The organism is Streptomyces sp. NBC_00425 (assembly GCF_036030735.1).
Taxonomy (GTDB): Bacteria; Actinomycetota; Actinomycetes; order Streptomycetales; family Streptomycetaceae; genus Streptomyces.
The window spans coordinates 3,011,732-3,026,780 of the sequence record NZ_CP107928.1; the positions used below are offsets into that span (position 1 = coordinate 3,011,732).

Annotated in this window: 11 protein-coding genes; 1 reads left to right on the forward strand and 10 read right to left on the reverse strand. The window is 71.9% G+C overall.

The genetic code is table 11. The annotated features are described in order from the left end of the window. Positions 1–61: 61 nt before the first annotated feature. The 4 genes from OHS82_RS12595 to OHS82_RS12610 form a co-directional block, all read right to left on the reverse strand. A complete protein-coding gene (locus tag OHS82_RS12595) occupies positions 62–751 on the reverse strand; it encodes a response regulator transcription factor (protein ID WP_057575413.1) in 690 nt (229 codons plus the stop codon). Beyond that, positions 748–1,899 (reverse strand): sensor histidine kinase, encoded by a 1,152-nt coding sequence (locus tag OHS82_RS12600; RefSeq protein ID WP_328433880.1) that lies wholly within the window; start codon positions 1,897–1,899, stop codon positions 748–750. Before OHS82_RS12600 ends, OHS82_RS12595 begins: the two co-directional genes overlap by 4 nt. After that, the gene (locus OHS82_RS12605; RefSeq protein ID WP_057575409.1) at positions 1,896–2,423 is read right to left on the reverse strand and encodes a CcdC protein domain-containing protein; all 528 of its coding nucleotides are present in this window, start codon (positions 2,421–2,423) and stop codon (positions 1,896–1,898) included. The genes OHS82_RS12600 and OHS82_RS12605 overlap by 4 nt, the downstream gene beginning before the upstream one ends. A gap of 225 nt (positions 2,424–2,648) precedes the next feature. Further along, entirely contained in the window at positions 2,649–4,769 is a 2,121-nt protein-coding gene (locus OHS82_RS12610; protein ID WP_057575407.1) for a DNA gyrase/topoisomerase IV subunit B, read from the reverse strand. A 445-nt stretch (positions 4,770–5,214) separates the two neighbouring features. Between OHS82_RS12610 and OHS82_RS12615 the strand changes: the two genes are divergently transcribed. Further along, positions 5,215–5,445 carry a DUF7455 domain-containing protein gene (locus tag OHS82_RS12615; protein WP_057575406.1) on the forward strand — a complete coding sequence of 77 codons (231 nt, stop codon included), beginning with the start codon at positions 5,215–5,217 and terminating at the stop codon, positions 5,443–5,445. A 117-nt stretch (positions 5,446–5,562) separates the two neighbouring features. On the opposite strand, the gene OHS82_RS12620 is transcribed toward OHS82_RS12615, so the two are convergent. The 6 genes from OHS82_RS12620 to OHS82_RS12645 form a co-directional block, all read right to left on the reverse strand. Next, positions 5,563–6,429, reverse strand: a complete 867-nt coding sequence (locus tag OHS82_RS12620; protein WP_328433881.1) for a serine protease — start codon at positions 6,427–6,429, stop codon at positions 5,563–5,565. Between the two features lie 133 nt (positions 6,430–6,562). Then, on the reverse strand, positions 6,563–8,113 hold the full coding sequence (locus tag OHS82_RS12625) for an RNA polymerase sigma factor (protein WP_057576198.1): 1,551 nt from the start codon (positions 8,111–8,113) through the stop codon (positions 6,563–6,565). A gap of 428 nt (positions 8,114–8,541) precedes the next feature. Beyond that, positions 8,542–9,429 (reverse strand): FadR/GntR family transcriptional regulator, encoded by an 888-nt coding sequence (locus OHS82_RS12630; RefSeq protein ID WP_057575402.1) that lies wholly within the window; start codon positions 9,427–9,429, stop codon positions 8,542–8,544. A 162-nt stretch (positions 9,430–9,591) separates the two neighbouring features. Then, the gene (locus OHS82_RS12635; RefSeq protein WP_328433882.1) at positions 9,592–11,664 is read right to left on the reverse strand and encodes an ATP-binding cassette domain-containing protein; all 2,073 of its coding nucleotides are present in this window, start codon (positions 11,662–11,664) and stop codon (positions 9,592–9,594) included. A gap of 81 nt (positions 11,665–11,745) precedes the next feature. After that, complete coding sequence (locus OHS82_RS12640; protein ID WP_057575399.1) at positions 11,746–12,504, reverse strand: NUDIX hydrolase; 759 nt, start codon at positions 12,502–12,504, stop codon at positions 11,746–11,748. 95 nt (positions 12,505–12,599) lie between these two features. Continuing rightward, a complete protein-coding gene (locus OHS82_RS12645; protein WP_328436057.1) occupies positions 12,600–14,519 on the reverse strand; it encodes a glycogen debranching N-terminal domain-containing protein in 1,920 nt (639 codons plus the stop codon). Between the last annotated feature and the right edge of the window lie 530 nt (positions 14,520–15,049).

The window sequence follows — 15,049 nt, forward strand, 5'->3', positions numbered from 1 at the left end:
GGACAGAACGGGAAGATCCATGACTCTTCTTCCCCGCACACTTCACTCCATCAGGTGACCATCAGGCCGATCCCGCTGCGGGCGGCCGCACCAGCCCTTTCCGGTACGCGTAACTGACCGCCTGAGCACGGTCCTTGAGTCCCGTCTTGGAGAACATGTTGTTGATGTGCGTCTTCACCGTGGCGATGGACACGCTCAGCCTGCGGGCGATCTCCGGGTTGCTGAGGCCTTCGGCGATCAGCACCAGAACCTCCGCCTCCCGTGTGGTGAGCCCGTCGGGCACGACGGCGGACCCCGTCGGCTCGGGTTCGGGCGCCGACAGCCGTTCCAGCAGCCTGCGCTGCACACTCGGCGACAGGCCGGCGTCCCCGGACAGCACGCTGTGCACGGCCCGTACGATCTCGTCCCCGCCGGCGTCCTTCGTGAGGTATCCCCGCGCCCCGGCCTTGAGCGCCGGGAACAGGGACTCGTCGTCCGCGTAGGTGGTGAGTACCACGACCTGGGTGCCGGGGTACCGGGCCGTGATGCGCCGAGTCGCCTCCACACCGTCACAGCGGGGCATGCGCAGGTCCATCAGCACCACATCGGGAGCGAGTTCGGCGACGAGCCGCACCGCTTCCTCGCCGTCTCCCGCAGCCCCCACGACCTCGACTCCCGGCAGCAGCCCGAGCAGCATCACGATGCCTTCTCTGACGACGGTCTGATCGTCCGCGACCACCACCCTGGCGGGCTTCTCCGGCTCCCCGGTCATACGGGCACCCTCAGCGTCACCACGAACCCTTCCTCGTCCGGCCCTGCGGCGAGCGAGCCGCCGAGCAGCTCGGCGCGCTCACGCATACCCAGCAGACCGTACCCGCCTCCGGCCCCGGCGAGTTCGCCCGGCGAGCCGCCCGAGTCCCGCACGTCCAGGGTGACTTCGCGCGGACGGTACTCGAGCCGCACGCTCACCCTCGCGCCCGGCGCGTGCTTGCGCACGTTCGTCAGCGCTTCCTGGGCGACCCTGCGCACGGCCTGCGAGGCCTCGACCGGCAGTGGTACGCGTTCGCCGGCGACCGTGACCTCGGCGCCCTCGGACGCGCCGACGAGGCCGGTGAGGAACTCCTCCAGCGGTGTCGTCTCACCGCGCAGCGCGGAGAGCGACTGCCGGGTCTCCTCGAGACCGTCGCGGGCCATGCCGCGTGCCGCCACCACGCGTTCGAGGATCTGTTCGCGGTCCCCGCCCCGCTCGATCAGCAGCCGGGCCGCCTCCAGGTGCACCAGCTGCGCCGAGAGACTGTGGGCGAGCACGTCGTGGATCTCCCGGGCGATGCGGGCCCGCTCCGCGAGCGCGGCGGACTCGGCCTCGGCCGTGCGGGCCGCCCGCTCCTGGGCGAGCAGGCGCTGTGCGACGCCTCTGGCCTCGGCGTCGAGCCGCAGCGCGTAGCCGGCGAGGGCCATGCCCCCGATGACGGAGGCCGAGACCATCCCCCGATCGTCGTCGAACACGGCGAAGGCGGCGAAACCGGCCGAGGCGACGGGCACGGCGGCGGCCAGGGGCAGCCGCTCCAGAGCCACGACGGCACCACCACAGCACAGGACCACGGCCGGGGAGCTCAGTCCGACGGCCTCGGCCCCGGCGGCCAGGAGCAGCAGCGCGAGGAGGAGGGCGAGAGAGGGCCGCAGCCGGTGCTCGAGCGTGGTCCGGAACAGGGCCCACGCGAGCCCCCCGGCCACGAGCAGCCCGCCCGCCCCGGCGACCCCGGCCCACCCGTGGACGCGGCTGTCGTGGAGGGCGCCCCACACCAGCGCGACGAGCACCAGCAGCCGCACTCCCCAGGCGAGCAGCCGCCTGGGCCGGGTGATCGCCTGGGGGCTCAGCGCCTCTCGCGACGGCCAGCGGGTCCAGAAGTTCTCCGTCACACGCGCTCCTTCCTCGCGGACCGGGGCACGTGGTCGCCGTACGCCGTGACCTGCGCCGGGGCGGGCCTCCGCAGGGGCTGCGCCCGCCGGATCAGGAGCCCGGAGCGCACCAGCAGGGTGGCCGCGAGTCCCAGTATCAGGGCCGAACTGTGCTGGTGGACGCCCATCAGCGCGCCGAGGCCGAAGAGGCCGAGCCGCAGTGCGATGCCGGCGAACCACACGGCCGCGCTCGCCTTCGTGCTCCTGCTCCACACCGAGCCGTCCGCCTCAACCCACACGTGGGTGGTCCGGGCCCAGGCGGCCCCCATGGCCAGGCCGACGATCAGTTCGGCGCCGAGGACCAGGGCGGACGTGGTGGGGTGGCGAGCGTCGAGCAGGTCGGGCCCGCGCAGCGCCGTGACCGCCAGGATGCCGGGCAGGAGCCACCATCGCCGGTCCGCTTCCACGCGGCCGGCCCGGAACTGCCGAACGATCACGAGAACGATCACTGCCGCGATCGCCGTCGCGTTGAGGAGCCCGGACATCACAGCCTCCGTGGGCGGGAAGGGGAGGCCGGCAGCCAGCGCTGCCGACGCCTTCGACGCTACGGAAACACCCCGGCTCGCAGATCGGAGCCAGGGTGGATCATGGGTGGATCCTTGCGGACCGGGCTTCTCCACCCGAGGGTGGAGAAGCCCGGGTCAGCCCCGTGATGGCGCTGCTCGAACCGGGTGCGGCCGCGACCGGGTGCGTCCTCGCGGACGCGGGGGTCACGCGTCGATGCGCGACCGGTCCAGCGTCGCGGCCGAGCTGGAGATGAACTCCTTGCGCGGGGCCACGTCGTTGCCCATGAGCAGATCGAACACCTGCTCGGCCGAGTCGAGGTCGGAGAGGTTGATGCGGCGCAGGGTGCGGTGACGCGGGTCCATCGTGGTCTCGGCCAGCTGGTCGGCGTCCATCTCACCGAGACCCTTGTAGCGCTGGATGGAGTCCTTGTACCGGACACCCTTGCTCTGGAACTCCATCAGCTTGTCGCGCAGCTCACGGTCCGAGTACGTGTACACGTACTTGTCCTGGCCCTTCCTGGGCTGGACGAGCTCGATGCGGTGCAGCGGCGGAACCGCGGCGAACACCCGGCCGGCCTCGACCATGGGCCGCATGTAGCGGTGGAACAGCGTCAGGAGCAGGGTGCGGATGTGGGAACCGTCCACATCGGCGTCCGTCATCATGATGATCTTGCCGTAACGGGCCGCGTCGATGTCGAACGTCCGCCCGGAACCGGCCCCTATGACCTGGATGATCGCGCCGCACTCGGCGTTCTTGAGCATGTCGGTCACGGACGACTTCTGGACGTTGAGGATCTTGCCCCGGATCGGCAGCAGCGCCTGGAACTCGGAGTTCCGGGCGAGCTTCGCGGTGCCGAGCGCCGAGTCCCCCTCGACGATGAACAGCTCGCTGCGCTCGACGTCGTCGCTGCGGCAGTCTGCCAGCTTCGCGGGCAGCGACGAGGACTCCAGCGCCGTCTTGCGTCGCTGCGCGTCCTTGTGCTGCCGGGCCGCGATGCGCGTCCGCGCAGCGGCGACCGCCTTCTCCATCACGACCCGGGCCTGCGCCGCGGCGTCGCGCTTGGTCGAGGTCAGGAACGCCTTGAGTTCGCGGGAGATCACGGTGTTCACGATGCGCCGCGCGGCCGAGGTGCCGAGGACCTCCTTCGTCTGGCCCTCGAACTGGGGTTCGGCCAGGCGTACCGTGACGACGGCGGTCAGGCCCTCCAGGGCGTCGTCCTTGACGATGTCGTCCTCGGCGACGCGCAGCAGCTTCTTGGCGCGCAGCACCTCGTTCATCGTCTTGGCGACGGCCTGCTCGAAGCCTGCGACATGCGTGCCGCCCTTGGGCGTGGCGATGATGTTCACGAACGACCTGAGGTTCGTGTCGTAGCCGGTCCCCCAGCGCAGCGCCACGTCGACGCCGAGCTCACGGGTGACCTCGGTCGGCGTCATCTGTCCGTGGTCGTCCAGGACCGGCACCGTCTCCTTGAAGGTGCCCTGCCCGGTGAAACGGAGGACGTCGCAGACCGGCTTGTCGGCGGCCAGGTACTCGCAGAACTCGCTGATGCCGCCGTCGAAGCGGAAGGACTCCTCACCCTTGCTGCCGCCGTCGCCGAGACCGTACTCGTCGCGGACGACGATGGTCAGGCCGGGAACCAGGAAGGCGGTCTGGCGGGCACGGCCGTGCAGGTTCTCCAGGGAGAGCTTCGCGTCCTTGAGGAAGATCTGCCGGTCGGCCCAGTACCGCACGCGCGTGCCGGTGCGGTTCTTGGCGACCCGCTTGACCTTGCGCAGGCCTCCCGGCTCGAACTCGGCGTCGGGACCGTCCGCGGCGAAGGCGCCGGGGACTCCGCGCCGGAAGCTGATCGCGTGCGTGTGACCCCCTCGGTCCACCTCGACGTCGAGCCGGGCGGACAGGGCGTTGACGACGGAGGCGCCGACGCCGTGCAGACCGCCGGAGGCGGCGTAGGAGCCGCCGCCGAACTTGCCGCCGGCGTGCAGCTTGGTCATGACGACCTCGACGCCGGACAGGCCGGTCTTGGGCTCGACGTCGACGGGGATGCCCCGGCCGTTGTCACGGACCTCCACCGAGGCGTCGTCGTGGAGGATCACCTCGATGTGGTCGCAGTACCCGCCCAGGGCCTCGTCGACGGAGTTGTCGATGATCTCCCACAGGCAGTGCATCAGGCCGCGACTGTCGGTCGAGCCGATGTACATGCCCGGGCGCTTCCGCACGGCCTCGAGGCCCTCGAGGACGAGCAGGTGCCGCGCGGTGTAGTTGGATCCGTCCCGGTCTGCTCCTGCCAGCAGCGCTGTGGACGGCACGGACGTTTCGGCGGTCACGCGGTTCGCTCCTCGCTGAATTTCACTTGGGGCCCTTCTGGGTAAGGGCGCGGCTCGGGTAGCCGCCAAGAGGGTACCGAGGCCTGGTAGAGCCGTTGTAACGCCACCCTCGTCCGAAACTCAGACTAGTCCAGCGTCGTATGCGTGTTCGATCCCTCGTTGGAGTGAAGTACATATCACGTTCCCTTCGGGGCATGAACCATTTAGGCTCCGGGCACGTCCTCATGAACAAACCGGCAAGCCAGCCGGGAGGATCGAACCACGACCGACAGTGCGAAACCGTAAGCATTACAGACCACGCAATACGGCACATTCGCCGCCAAACCGGCAGCAGACGGCCACCTCGGAAAGATTTTTTCGAGGACAAGCCACGAGCGGGAACGTTTTGGGGCTGGTTGGATGTTGACCCTGGTACGACAGCTCGTCGAGCTAGAGAAGAGGCGACGTGACTACTGTTCTGACCCCCGCGAGCCCGATGACGGCCGCTGACCGCTGCGACCGCTGCGGCGCCCAGGCGTACGTACGCGTCGTGCTGCTCAGCGGCGGAGAACTGCTCTTCTGCGCCCACCACGGCCGCAAGTTCGAGCCGGAACTCAAGAAGATCGCCGCTGAGATACAGGACGAGACGGAGCGGCTGACTACCGTTCCGGCGTCCGCCCTGGAAGAAGAGCGCTGATCCGACGCGTCCACGACGAGCCAGAGTCGGCACAGGCCGGCGAACGGGCGGCCGCCCCTGACACCAGGGGCGGCCGCCCGCTTCTTGCCCGCAATCCCCCGCCCGGGCACAGCCCGCTCAGGGGCTGTCTGGAGCCCTCAGGGAACCTCGGGTGGCGACATCCCAGCCGAGCGTCCGCAGGGCGTCGGAGACCCGCGTGTAGACGCCGGGGCTGCCGGCCCGCCCACAGCCGCTGCCCCACGACACGAGCCCGATGAGCCGGCCCTGCGCGACCAGCGGCCCGCCGCTGTCCCCCTGGCAGGCGTCCCGGCCCCCGCGAGCCTCTCCGGCGCACACCATGCTCTGCGCGAGGTACGAGCCGTCGGACGAACCCGGGTACGCCCGCTCGCAGAGCGAGTCGGCCAGCACGTGGACCGGTGCCGCCCGGAGCGTGTGCGCGTAGGCGCCGAACCCCGTGGTGTCTCCCCAGCCGTAGACCAGGGCCTCCCCGCCGGGCTGGTACGCCGCGTCACCCGCCGCGGCCATGCCGATGGCCGTTCCCGCCGGAAGGGGCGTGGCCAGGGTGAGCACGGCGAAGTCTCCGGCGTTGCTGGAACCGTCGTATCGGGGGTTCACCCAGACGCTGCGTACGGAGACCTCCTGCCCCGCTTCCGAGTAGAGGTCCGTGCGACCGGCGACGACCTTGAGGTCCCGGACCCGCTCCGGCGGAGCACCCAAAGCCTCCTCGCCCATGCAGTGCGCCGCCGTGAGCACGGTCGTCGGCCCGACCGCCACGCCACCGCAGAACTGTCCCGAGCGCATACCTCCGAACCGGTCACGGCTGGACAGCGCGACCGTCCACGGGCTCTGCGAGACGTCGACGGGGTAGCCCCCGAGGACGACGCCGTCGGAGGCGGCGGGAGCGGCGGAGGCCAACGGTATGACCATGGCCACGGCCGCGAGAATCAACGGCCGGTACAGGGCCCGGACCAGGGGACGTCGCATGAGGACTCCTCACTCTGAAGTGCTCGGTGAACACCCACAGTGATCCAACCCCTGGCGGGACGCACCCGCGCGTACACGCCGAAGGCCCGGTTCCCTGACGGGACACCGGGCCTTCGGCGTGTACGGAGGCGACCTAGTCGAGGTAGTCGCGCAGCACCTGCGAACGCGACGGGTGGCGCAGCTTCGACATGGTCTTGGACTCGATCTGGCGGATCCGCTCGCGCGTGACGCCGTACACCTTGCCGATCTCGTCGAGGGTCTTCGGCTGACCGTCGGTGAGACCGAAGCGCATCGAGACGACGCCCGCCTCGCGCTCGGACAGGGTGTCGAGGACCGAGTGCAGCTGCTCCTGCAGAAGCGTGAAGCTGACCGCGTCCGCCGGCACGACGGCCTCGGAGTCCTCGATGAGGTCGCCGAACTCGCTGTCGCCGTCCTCACCCAGCGGGGTGTGCAGCGAGATGGGCTCACGGCCGTACTTCTGGACCTCGATGACCTTCTCGGGGGTCATGTCGAGTTCCTTGGCCAGCTCCTCCGGAGTGGGCTCGCGGCCCAGGTCCTGAAGCATCTGACGCTGCACGCGCGCGAGCTTGTTGATGACCTCGACCATGTGCACCGGGATGCGGATGGTGCGGGCCTGGTCGGCCATCGCGCGGGTGATCGCCTGACGGATCCACCAGGTGGCGTACGTGGAGAACTTGTAGCCCTTGGTGTAGTCGAACTTCTCGACCGCGCGGATGAGACCGAGGTTGCCCTCCTGGATGAGGTCCAGGAAGAGCATGCCGCGGCCGGTGTAACGCTTGGCCAGGGACACCACCAGACGGAGGTTGGCCTCCAGGAGGTGGTTCTTGGCGCGGCGGCCGTCCTCCGCGATGATCTCCAGCTCGCGCTTCAGCTTCGGCGCGAGCTTGTCGGCGTTGGCCAGCTTGTCCTCGGCGAACAGACCGGCCTCGATGCGCTTGGCGAGCTCGACCTCCTGCTCGGCGTTGAGCAGCGGGACCTTGCCGATCTGCTTGAGGTAGTCCTTGACCGGGTCGGCGGTGGCGCCCGCGGCGGCCACCTGCTGGGCCGGCGCGTCGTCCTCGTCGTCGTCGGAGAGGACGAAGCCGGCGCTCTCGGTGCCCTCGGGCTCGTCGCCCGCCTTGGGGGCGTCCTCGAGGGCCTCTTCCTCGACCGACTCGCCGTCGTCCTTCTTGCCGGCGGTCTTCTTGGCCACGGTCTTCTTGGCCGCGACGGTCTTCTTCGCGACCGTCTTCCTGGCCGCCGTGGTCTTCTTGGCAGCCGCCTTCTTGGCGGGGGCGGCTTCTTCTTCTGCGGGGTCGTCCACAGCGGGTGCGGCCGGGGCGGCCGGGGCGGCGTCAGCGGCGGTCTTCCGCGTGGTCACCGGCTTCGCGGCGACCGTCTTGGTGGCGGTGCGCTTGGCCGGACTCTTCGCTGCGACGCTCTTTCGGGTGCGCTTGGGCTCCGCGGCACTGACCATCAGCGTCACACCCTCTTCCTCGAGGATCTGGTTGAGGCTGCGCAGTACGTTCTTCCACTGAGTGGCCGGAATCTGGTCAGCTTCGAAGGCCCGACGCACATCGTCGCCGGCGATCTGCCCCTCAGCCTTTCCCCGCTCAATGAGCGCCATGACAGAGACGGACTCGGCGATCTCCGGCGGGAGCGTACGGGATGTGCTGGCCGACACGAACAACCTCTCGGAACGTTGGAAAACGGCTTCCGGCCCCGTCCACGACGGACTGGAGCCGACCACCGGCCTGGGAACGGGCCGACGGCGCGGGCGGGGGCCGGGAGGATGCACAGCGCCTTGAACGGCGTCCGTATTCCCTCTGCGGCTGTCACCTCTTAGGTCATCGCGTTGTTTCCACAAGCGTTACGCCCAATCTTCGTGGCCCGAGTCACACCCCGTAAGCGTTCATAAACGGTCAGACGCGGGCAGATGAGGTCACCCGTGGTGTCTACCCACACCTTCGCCACCAAATCCCGCACGTACACGGTCGGACCCCGCAGTTCCCGGGACGGGCTTCTGCGGGGTCCGACGGGGTGTGGGCATACCGGGCCGAGGATGGCAGGAGGGGGAGGGCATCCCGGACCGTCGCGCCCGAGGTCTGCGTGTCAGTGCTCGCGCGGCGCCGGCACGACGCGCTCCACCTCGGGGTGCACGGTGAGCAGCTGGCGCATGGCCGCCTCGGCCGCCGTGCCGTCGCCCGCCGCCAGGGCGTCGACGATCCTGCCGTGGTGTGCCAGCGAGGCGTCGTTGGGCCGCTCGCAGCCCGTGACCGGACCGCCGGAGACCTGCAGAGCGGACGACACGATCCCGGAAAGGTGCTCCAGCATGCGGTTGCCCGCGACCTGGATGAGCAGCGAATGGAACTCGGTGTCGGCTCGGGAGTAGGTGAGCACGTCGCCCTGCGTCATCGCATGGGCCATGATCTCGACCATGTCGGACAGCCGCTGCTGGACGTCCTCCCGTCCGTGCCCGGCGGCGAGGCGGGCGGCCAGCGGCTCGATCGTCCAGCGCAGCTCGCTCAGCTCGCGTCGCTGGTCGTCGCGCTGGGGGCCGTAGGCGCGCCACTCGATGATGTCCGGGTCGAGCAGATTCCAGTCGCTCACGGGACGCACGCGCGTACCGACGTTCGGGCGGGCGCTGACCAGGCCCTTGGCCTCGAGGACGCGCAGCGACTCGCGGACGACGGTACGGGACACCTCGAACCGCTGGCCGATCTCCTCGGGCACCAGTGGGCGGTCGGCGCCCAGGTCGCCCGAGACGATCATCTGCCCCAGCTGCTGGACGAGCTGGCCGTGCAGCCCACGCCCGCGGTTCCCCGTGGAGCGGCGGCCCACGCGGCCCAGCTCGGGCTCCGCGGTCTCCCAGACGGAGGCTCCGACGCGGTCGGCGACGGGGGCCTCGGCGTAGGGATAGCGGTCGAGTTCGCCCGGGCCGGCCAGACCGGAGTCGGCGGAGCGGGCGGCGGTCATCATGGTGTGCGCAAGGGTACTCACGGATCCTTTGTCGGCGCTGTTTCCAACTCCCTTGAGGTCTTTGGTGAAAAGCACACGAAAGGGTGATCGCTCACCCCGTCGCAATTGACGCCTTATCGGAAAGAAATGGGCTTTCTCCGGGGAGTTGCGCACACGCAGGGATCGGTTGGGTCCGGACGGTCGTCATCGGACCCTGCCGCGCAGGGTCGTGAGCAGATACGCGCAGAGCAGCGCGGCGAGGGACAACGCCATTGCCCCGCCGACGGGTTGGCCGAGCACGCGCGCCGCGGCGTCCACGTATCGCTCCCCGCCGAAGGGCCACTGCACCAGAAGCGTCTCGCGCAACCGCATCGAGAGTCCGGCCGCCGTCCGCACGGACGCGCTCTCCACGGCCTTCTGTACTACGGGCACGACGACGACGGGTACCGCGAGCACCGCCGCCAGCCCTGCCGTGGTGGACCGGAAGACGCCGGCCGCCAGTACCCCCGCCCAGGCGCAGCCGACCACCAGCCCGAGCCAACTCGCGCCGAGCGACATCCAGTCCGCGGGAACTCGGGCGAGCTCCTGTCCGTAGACGAGGTAGAGCGCCTCGGCGTCACAGCCCACCGTGAGGAAGGCCAGCGCCACGGCGGTGACGGCGGCGACGAGCAGCTTGGCGGTGAGCACCCCGAGCCTTCGCGGCACGGTGCCGCGGTCCGCCGCCAGGGCGGGGTGGCGGAACTCGTCCCCGAAGGCCAGCGCGCCGAGCAGACCTGCACCGAGGGCCGCGGGCGGCAGCGGCAGCTGTACGGGCCAGGCGGCCAGCAGCCGCGCCTGAGCGGTGTGGCCCGCGCCGCCCAGCACCAGGGCGGTGACGGCGGAGACGAGCAGTACGGCGGCGCCGGTGAGGAAGCCGGTGCTGATCCCGGTGGCGCGGCGGATCTCGTAGCGGAGAGGGCGCAGCGGGGTGGGCGCGGAGCGCACGGAGAGGGGAGGCGGCAGCGCGGGAAGGTCACCCGGAGCACGGGCGGCGGGGAGGCGAGGGGAGGGCGGCGCGGCCGTGGGCTCGGCGTCGGACTCGGGGCGGGGGTCGTCCGCGCCCACGGGACGATCCGCCAGGTCGGGGCCGGTCGGGTTGGGACGCATCGGGGCAGGGCCCGTCAGGGCAGGGCCGGTCGGAGCGGGGTGCTCCGGGGGCGCGACCGCGGGCGGACTCCCGGCAGAGAGGGATCGTGCCGTCGCGGGGTCGGATTCCGTGGACGCCTCCCCCGCATCCTCGGGCGCGATCTTCGCGGTCACGTCGGCCGCAGCCGTGTTCCGCGGAGCCTTGTCCCCCGGGGCCCCGTTCTCCACGGCTTCGTTCTCCACGGCCTTGCCCATCACGGCCCTGGGCTCCGCCCTCGGCCCCATGTCGCCTGTTTCGTCCGCGAGTTGGTGGACGAGGATGCCGTGCCGGAACGCCGTCTCGCCGACGTCGGCGCAGCTGCTGCCGTACACGGAGAGCCGGTTGCCGTCCTCCTGCACGACCTCGACGGAGCGCTGCGCGGCGCGGGCCTCCCTGGTGAGCTGCGCGGCGAGGCGGACGGCGTGGGGGCTTCGGACGGCCACCCTCGGGCGCAACCGGGTGCGGGCGAAGTCGGCGGCCTCCTGGTCGGCGACGAGCCTGCCCTGCTCCAGGGCGAGGACCCGGTCGGCGACGCGGGCGGCCTCCTTCGGGTCGGCCGTCGTCGTCAGCACCGTGCCCCCCTGCTCGGCGTGCGCGCGCAGCATGCCGTGGAGCCAGCGGCTCTCACGTCCGGACAGCCCGTCGGCCGGTTCGTCGAGGACGAGGGTGTGCGGGTCGGCGAGAAGCGCGCAGGCCAGTCCGAGCCGGCGGTCCATGCCGCGGGAGAGGCCGCCGAGGCGTTCGTCGCGCAGGCCGACCAGGCCGACCACCTCGAGCACTTCGTCGGCTCGCCGGACCGCGACGCCGGCGGCCGCGCACAGCATGCGCAGATGGCCGCGGACCGTGCGGGCCGGGTGTCCCGGCACGTCTCCGAGGAGGACGCCGACCTCGCGCGAGGGGTGGGCGACGCGGTGCAGCGGGCGGCCTCTGAAGCAGGCGAGGCCGCGCCCCTGTTGAAGTCCGAGCAGAAGTCTCAGCACGGTGGTCTTGCCGGCGCCCGGCGCTCCGAGCAGCACGGTGACGCGGCCCGCGTGCGCCTCGAAGGAGACGTCGTCGACGGCGGGCGGAAGCGCCTTACGGGAATCGCTGGTCAGTCCGTAGGCCTGGATCACCTTCAGGAAGATAGCGCGCTATATCCCTTTTTTCCGTGTACCGCACGGTCAGTCGCGCATCAGTGGTCCCGGTGCCGGATCTCAGACCTCCGGGCGCAGCATGGGCGGGTTGAGCAACGTCGCGCCGCCGGCCCTGAACAGTTGCGCGGGGCGGCCCCCCTGCCGGGTGGTGGTGCCGCCGGTGGGAACGAGGAAGCCGGGCGTGCCCGTCACCTTGCGGTGGAAGTTGCGCGGGTCGAGCGCCACGCCCCACACCGCCTCGTAGACACGGCGCAGTTCGCCGACCGTGAACTCCGTGGGGCAGAACGCCGTCGCGAGGGAGGAGTACTCGATCTTGGAACGGGCGCGCTCCACTCCGTCGGCGAGGATCCGGGCGTGGTCGAAGGCCAGCGGTGCGACCGGTTCGCCGTCCCGGCCGTGCCCGCCCTGCTGGAGCAGCTCCTCGACGGGCGCCCAGCGCGCGTTGCTGGCGTCACCGCCCGCTCGCGGAGCCGGCAGGTCGGGGGCGAGCGCCAGATGCGCGACGCTCACCACGCGCATGCGGGGATCGCGCCCGGGATCGCCGTACGTGGCCAGCTGTTCCAGGTGGGCGCCGTTGTCCTGGGCCGGGACCCTGGGGTCATGGGCATGCAGCCCGGTCTCCTCCGCCAGCTCGCGCGCCGCCGCCTGGGTGAGGTCTTCGTCGGCCCGTACGAAACCGCCGGGCAGCGCCCACCACCCCTGGAACGGCGCCTCGCCCCTGCGTACCGCCAGCGCGCACAGGGCATGGCGGCGCACGGTCAGCACGACCAGGTCCACGGTGACGGCGAAGGGCGGGAAGGCTGACGGGTCGTAGGACATGCGGCGATCATAGTCGTCTTCCTGACGATAAACACGCCCTTGATCAGCCGCATCGATGGCCGACCGCCGCCGCGAGAGCGGGCGGAACGGAGCGGTCACACACCCAGCTGCAGACCTTCGGACGCTTCCTCCACCATGGCGAGTCCGAGCCGGGTGACCCGTACGGAGAAGGGGGCGTCCGCGACCCGCAACCCCGTGAGACCGACCTCGCCCAAAGGCGCGCTGGGCAACGGGCGCAGGGCGACGGTCCCGGCCGGCGCGTCGGGGCGGATGCCGACGAGCGCGGTCAGCAACAGGACGCCCGCCGCCGCGGCGGTCGCGGCGGGACGGCAGGCGGCCGGGTGGGGAAGCGGCGCGCCGCCGTCCTCGCGCTGCTCCCCGGCGTACATCTCCGGAAGACGGTGACCGAAGGCCTCCGACGCGGCCAGAACGCCCCGGAGCAGCGCGGTGCTCTCCTTCTCGTAGCCCGCGGCCGCCATGCCCGCGACAGCGATCGCCGTCTCGTGGATGCGCACGGCGCCGCTGCGGTGGCCGAACGGGTTGTAGCCGGCCTCCTTGGCGCCGAGGCCGCGGAGCCCCCAGCCCGAATCCATGAGGGGACCGCCGAGCAGCCGGGCGAGCTGCTCGGTCTGCACCTTGTCCAGCAGCCCGGGGGCGTGGACGCCGCCGCCCAGCAGTCCGGTGTCGAGGAGATGGGCCGCCGTCGCGCAGAGGTGGGGCAGCGTCCGCCCGTCCGGAGTGCGTGCGGCGGCGGGCCTGCCCCCGCCCGGGTCGTCGATCCAGAAGTCGCGGCGGAACACGGCGCGCGAGGTCCGGGCCCACTCCCGCAGGGTGGCGCCGCCCGGTCTCGCGCAGGCGTCGAGCAGGTCGGCCCCGAGCAGGGCCGCACGATGGGCGTGGGCCTGGGTCTCGCAACGCACGGGTCCGTCGGGCTGGGGGTCGCTCAGGTAGGGCTGGTCCCCTACGGCGCCGCGCAACCAGGTCAGGCAGCGCTCGGCCGCCGGCAGGAGTTCCTCCGTCTCGTGATCGGACAGTCCCCAGCGCCGCGCTTCGGCGAGGAGGGCCGGAAAGAGCAGCGTGGCCTCCGTTCCCGTGCAGCCCGGCGGGAGGTGCGGGCCTGCGTCCCTGCGGGGACCGGGGATCATGCCGGAGCGGGGGCCCGGCCCGGTGACCTGGGTGCGGGCCAGGATGCGCAGCGTCCCCGCGGCGAGGCGGGTGCCGAGCGGCAGCGTCATACGGGCGGCGGCCAGGGCGTCGGCCGGGGCGAGACCGCAGCGCCAGGGCGCTCCGGCGGCCAGATGCGTGTCCGCGGGGTGCGCGGGGTCGCGAACCAGCAGCGCGCGCAGATCCTTGACGCTGGTCGCCAGGAGGGCCCCTACGCGCGGATCGTCGCCGCCGGCGCTCGCCGGAGCCAGGGGGCTGGTCGCCGCGCGGCCCACGGCCCGGACCGGTCCGGCGCCCTCCAGGCGTACCCGCAGCTCCACGCAGACACTCCCGCCGGGAGGGACGTCGAACTCCCAGCGCAGCAGCCCCGCGGCGGCGATCGCGTCGGCGGGCGGCGGTTGGGCGGTGACGTACGAGGTTCCGGTGGCGCCGGACCAGCGCAGGCCGCAGTCGTGCACGCTGGCGGGCAGTTCGGGACCGGCGGCGCCGGACGCGATCGCGCCCAGGTCTGCCAGGTCGGTGCCGAGAGCGACCTCCACCGGCAGGCGCAGCGGCCGTGCGGCGGCACTGCGCAGGGTGATCCGTTCGACGCCGTCCGCCGAGCGGGTCCGTTCGACGACCACGTCGGGGTCCGGGCCGCCGTGCGGCGTGACGCGCAGGGCGGCGACGAAGCGGGCACAGTCGGCCGATGTCATCCGGGCCTGGACGACGAGCGGTTCGCGGCCCGCCACCCGCAGCAGACACCGGGACAGAATGCGGCGGCCCGCCCGGTAGATCCCGTCCAGGCCGTGCCCCGTCAGCTGTCCCTGGTCGGACGAGACGGCGAGACCCGGCAGGGCGACGCAGATCATCGCCGTGTGGGCGGGCGGCAGTCCGGTGGCGCGCGACGCTGACGGCGGCCCGGACGGCGGCACGGTGCCTCTGCCCGGCGGCGTGGACGCGCGGCGCGCCGCGCCCGCCGACGGGAAGCGGGGGGCGTCGCGAACGCCCTGCCCGACGGCCGGTCCCGACCCGCCGCCCGGCTCCTCGAGCGGCGCGGGACCTGGGTCACGGAGGGTGGACGGCGTCTGCGTGACAGGCGGCGCCGACGGGACCGGAGGAGCCGGTGGGGTGGGTGGTGAGGGCGCGGTGGGACCGGACCACGTGCGCGGGCTGTCGGGGCGGGAGCGTCCGTCGGCGGCGGAGGGCGGAGTCGGCTGATGCATGGGTGACTTCTTCTGCTCTCTGTGCGCCTCGGCATGGTCGAGGCCTGGTGGAAGGCTTCGGCAGGGGCGGGTGCGCGCGGCGGTCCACCCGTGCGGGCGTTCCGCCACTCAGGTGAACGGGGCTGGACTCCCCCAGGTCACGCACCGGGCTGCGGGCCCCACCGAATGGCGGCGGA

What these genes read in the sequence shown, in the direction of transcription:
- OHS82_RS12645 (WP_328436057.1), bottom strand. Translation starts at nt 14,519, where the DNA reads ATGATCTGCGTCGCCCTGCCGGGTCTCGCCGTCTCGTCCGACCAGGGA.
- OHS82_RS12640 (WP_057575399.1), bottom strand. Translation starts at nt 12,504, where the DNA reads ATGTCCTACGACCCGTCAGCCTTCCCGCCCTTCGCCGTCACCGTGGAC.
- OHS82_RS12605 (WP_057575409.1), bottom strand. Translation starts at nt 2,423, where the DNA reads ATGTCCGGGCTCCTCAACGCGACGGCGATCGCGGCAGTGATCGTTCTC.
- OHS82_RS12620 (WP_328433881.1), bottom strand. Translation starts at nt 6,429, where the DNA reads ATGCGACGTCCCCTGGTCCGGGCCCTGTACCGGCCGTTGATTCTCGCG.
- OHS82_RS12595 (WP_057575413.1), bottom strand. Translation starts at nt 751, where the DNA reads ATGACCGGGGAGCCGGAGAAGCCCGCCAGGGTGGTGGTCGCGGACGAT.